The following is a 3,710-nucleotide window of genomic DNA, read 5'->3' as shown; positions in this document are numbered from 1 at the left end:
GCACGCAATCGGAGGTGCGGGCTGACCGCCAAGCCCATGGCGCTGGCCGTCTTCATATTGATGGAGAGCTCGTAGGTGCTGGGCAGCTCGACCGGAAGATCGCCGGGCTTGGCGCCGCGCAGGATGCGCGAGACGTAGTAGGCGGGCCGGGTCAGGAGGTACTTCGTTGCAAAGCCGTAGGCGCACAGGCCACCCGCCTGAACATGCCGGGAGAATGCATAGACCGCCGGCAGGCGGTGCTTAAAGGCCAACTCGGCCAGCAGTTCGGCATGCTGAAGAAAGGCCGGGCTCTCGATCGGAGACATGACGGTGCCTGGCTGCCGGGCGAAACCCGCATACTGCTCGTCCCAGCGCCTGACGTTTTCATCCAACTCCGCATACTGCGCCGACATTCGAAGCGCGGCCGCGCCCTTGCGGACTTCGTCCCACCAGGACTTGACAACGCGCACGCCGATTGCACCCACGGGCGCCACGGCGACCACGTTCGAGGCGCGAGGGAAGAGTTCCTTGACCAGCTCCAGCCGCTTGTGGACCAACTCGGTGCCCACGAGGCTCAGCCCCGTGACGTTTCCGCCCGGGCGCGCCAGGTTGGTCACGATGCCGCCGGCGACGGCATCGGCGCTGACCATCACGATCGGAATCGATCTGGTCGCTTGCTGCGCGACCTCGGTGGCATACGAGCCGCTGGTCCAGATCACATCGACCGGCAGTTGCACCAGTTCCATGGCCAGTTGGGGCAAACGCTCGGCCTGACCCGCCGCATCCCGGATCTCGAATGCAAAGTCGATGTGCCCGAGGGCGTTCATGGCTTCACGGAACCAGGCGACCCCCGCCGCCGTGGTGACGCCCTCGGACAGGCGAGCGATGACCGGGCGCTTGCGAGAAGATTTGGCCTGAGCCAATGCGAAGCGGTGGCCCTTGGCCTCGACAAGGGCGACGAGCGCGCTTGTCAAGATCGAGCGACGATGGATCATGGGCGCCTGCCTTTCTCCGCTGCAGAAATCACCTCAAGCGGACGCTGGACCATGAAATTCTGTTCCTTGCGCGCGCAAGGGACAACTGGACTTGATCAGGGAGTGGTGGCTCGGCGGCACCGAGTGCGGAAGGGGTTGTCGAACGACCGGTCGCAACCGATTCCGGCTGTCGGCCGCATTCTGCCCTGCCCTGCCCTGCCCTGCTCTTCCCTTCCCAGTGCCTGCGCCTGTGCGGGGCCTGGCGCCCATCCCCGCCGATCTCCTCGCCTGGCGTCGCGCCAGCGGGCCAGCCGTAGATGGCCCCGGCGCCCCAGAGGGGCGCGATTTGGCGGGCCATAGGTTTGGCCACCGCTCCAGTTCTGCATCCGTCGACCCTCACCGCCCTCCCCCGACTCCTGCGCTACGCGCTCAACTGGCCGCCTACGTCACCGCGGCGAGGTCTTGTCGTTGGGGTCTCTGGATTGCCAGTCGAGTATCCAGGCCACGCATTTTGGGCTGCCCGAAGTCGACGACCAACCCTGCAATCCCGGTACCGGAAAGCACGTCACTGGCGGCTCACCCGCCCGTATCAGGAACTAACCAAGGGAGTCGACGGTTCCCTGCATCGCCTCACTTCGGCGGCACAGTGGCCGGCGTAGGCAACGATATCGGCAGAATGTTCGCGATGCGCCAGCCCGCCGCGGTCTTCACCAACGTCTGATTCATGAGAAAGAGTGCATCGGGTGCCTGCTGGCCGGGCGGCCCGATGTTGAAGGTGACCGGCACGTAGATCTGTGCGGCCGTGTCGCTCACCAAGACCGCCCTGAGGTTCGCAGTATCGGGCGATAGTTTCCAGGTTCCCTGATACAACGTCTCGAAGCGCTTGAGGGCAGCGTCGCGCCCCCAGATCGGCGCGCCGCGAGTGACCCAGAGGAAATTCGGTGAATCCAGCAACAGTTCGCGCACTGCGGCAACGTCGTGCGCGTTCTGCGCTTTGACGAACTGATCGAAGGTCGCGCGCACGTCGTCCTCCGGCGGCGATGCTCTCGCGCCGGCGAGGAGGCCTACGGCGAAGAGAGCTGCGATGAAGCTCTTGCAAGGTTTGTGAAAGAGAGTCGGTGCGTTCATGGTCGTCTCCGGAACGTAGGATTTGGGGTTGAGGGCTGGCCATGCCATGATCCGACCAGCCTTCGAATCCGTCCCTGCAAAGCGATTGGATTTCTCCTGCAAATCACCTAAAGAGAAGCATGAAGCCCCACGAGCAAGCGGTTTTCCGCTTTGGCGACTTCGTGCTGGTGCCCAGCGAACGTCTGCTGCTTCGCGACGGCAAACCGCTCACGCTGACAGGCAAGGCGTTTGATCTGCTGGTCACTCTGGTCCGACATTCCGGTCACCTGCTGACCAAGGATGAGCTGCTGTGCGCGGTCTGGCCCGGCGTGGTGGTCGAGGAGGTGAACCTCAGTGTCAACGTCTCAACGTTGCGCAAGGTGCTCGGAGCGGCGCCGGGCGTCGTTGACTGGATCGAGACCGTGCCGAGGCAGGGCTACCGCTTCAATGCCGCGGTCGAAGTCGGCGATATCGCCACGACCCAGCTCGCTCCGCCCCAAGAGGTTGCAATCTCGCGCGGTGTCGAAGGCGCGTCGCGCTCTACTGACATACCCCCTCAGCTGTCGCGCCGGAAAGTCGCCTGGCTCCTCGGGGGCCTCTCGGCGACGGCGGTCGCGGTCGTTGCCGGTGCCCGATGGCTGCGCGGACGAGCGCCGTATTCGTCCGTAGCCGTGCTGCCCTTCACCGTCGACGGAGCGCCGAACGCGTATCTCGCCGATGGCCTCGTCGAAGGAGTAATCATCGGCTTGACTCGGCTGGGGGCTTTTCCGGCTCGATCCGCTCTCGCTCGCGATTAACACCGACATCGGCTTTCACCACTACTACAACGGCCGCTACGGCGAAGCGGTCTCCTAGTTGCAGTCGGTGCTCGACATGAAGAGCGACTTCCTGCTCGCTCACTTGTGGCTGGCACGCGCGCTTCTCGAGATGCGCCGGCTCGACGCAGCGCTCGCCGAAACAGCCGTCGCGGAAGGCATGGCGCGCGACTGGTCGGTGCTCCTCACCGCCCGCGGCTTCACCTACGCCATGGCAGGCATGACGAGCGAGGCGCAAGCCGTTGCGCGAAATGGGTACGCTGGCGAGGCAACGCTTTGTCACCTCGTACGGCATCGCACTGGTGCATGCCGGCCTGGGTCACAAGGACGAGGCGTTCGGCTGGCTCGACAGAGCTTTCGAGGAACGCTCGCACTGGCTGGTTTGGCTCCGTCTTGATCCGCGTTGGAAGAATCTGCGCGACGACCCTCGATTCGCGACGCTGATCGAGAAGATCAAGTACCCAGCCTAGGTTAAGCATCGCTTCCCACCTTCGACGTATCGTCGAGCACCGTCTCGCGGACATTGTCCAATGTCTCGATTTCCGGGCCTTAGCAGCCGTTCGTAAAGGACCGCTTGGCCCGAGAGCGGCGGTTGAATCCATCGGTATACGGCAAGTCAGTCGTGCAGCCGAGATGGGCGCCAGACGAAAGTGAATGTTTCACGGCTTTTCGGCAACAGTATTTTTTTTGTTGTCCGACAACGAGTTAGCCTGATTTCCTTTCGCTCGCGACGGAAATGTTTCACGGAAACATCGGGTCTTAAGGCGGTTTCGAGAAACCTTGGCTAAGTAGTCACATAATTCAGTTACTGAGTAACTAAACTACTGCTATGGCC

General features: G+C 63.2%; 4 protein-coding genes. 2 read left to right on the top strand and 2 right to left on the bottom strand.

The genetic code is table 11. From position 1 onward, the window contains the following. Together AC1DY5_RS46675 and AC1DY5_RS46670 are read right to left on the bottom strand one after the other, a co-directional pair. Positions 1-974: ABC transporter substrate-binding protein (locus AC1DY5_RS46675; protein WP_478121174.1), on the bottom strand; the 974-nt coding region annotated here is incomplete at its 3' end. A 609-nt stretch (positions 975-1,583) separates the two neighbouring features. Next, a complete protein-coding gene (locus AC1DY5_RS46670; protein ID WP_478121173.1) occupies positions 1,584-2,081 on the bottom strand; it encodes a YybH family protein in 498 nt (165 codons plus the stop codon). A 119-nt stretch (positions 2,082-2,200) separates the two neighbouring features. Here AC1DY5_RS46670 and AC1DY5_RS46665 point away from each other — a divergent pair, with 119 nt between their 5' ends. Further along, positions 2,201-2,857 carry a winged helix-turn-helix domain-containing protein gene (locus tag AC1DY5_RS46665; protein ID WP_478121172.1) on the top strand — a complete coding sequence of 219 codons (657 nt, stop codon included), beginning with the start codon at positions 2,201-2,203 and terminating at the stop codon, positions 2,855-2,857. Between the two features lie 269 nt (positions 2,858-3,126). After that, positions 3,127-3,345, top strand: coding sequence for a TPR end-of-group domain-containing protein (locus tag AC1DY5_RS46660; RefSeq protein ID WP_478121175.1), 219 nt, complete (start codon positions 3,127-3,129; stop codon positions 3,343-3,345). Positions 3,346-3,710 lie beyond the last annotated feature (365 nt).

This window comes from Variovorax sp. P4_D9, assembly GCF_056401695.1.
This window is presented reverse-complemented; position numbering and strand designations above follow the sequence as displayed.

Coding starts and splice junctions, on each gene's coding strand:
- AC1DY5_RS46670 (WP_478121173.1), bottom strand. CDS start 2,081: ATGAACGCACCGACTCTCTTTCACAAACCTTGCAAGAGCTTCATCGCA.
- AC1DY5_RS46665 (WP_478121172.1), top strand. CDS start 2,201: ATGAAGCCCCACGAGCAAGCGGTTTTCCGCTTTGGCGACTTCGTGCTG.
- AC1DY5_RS46660 (WP_478121175.1), top strand. CDS start 3,127: ATGGGTACGCTGGCGAGGCAACGCTTTGTCACCTCGTACGGCATCGCA.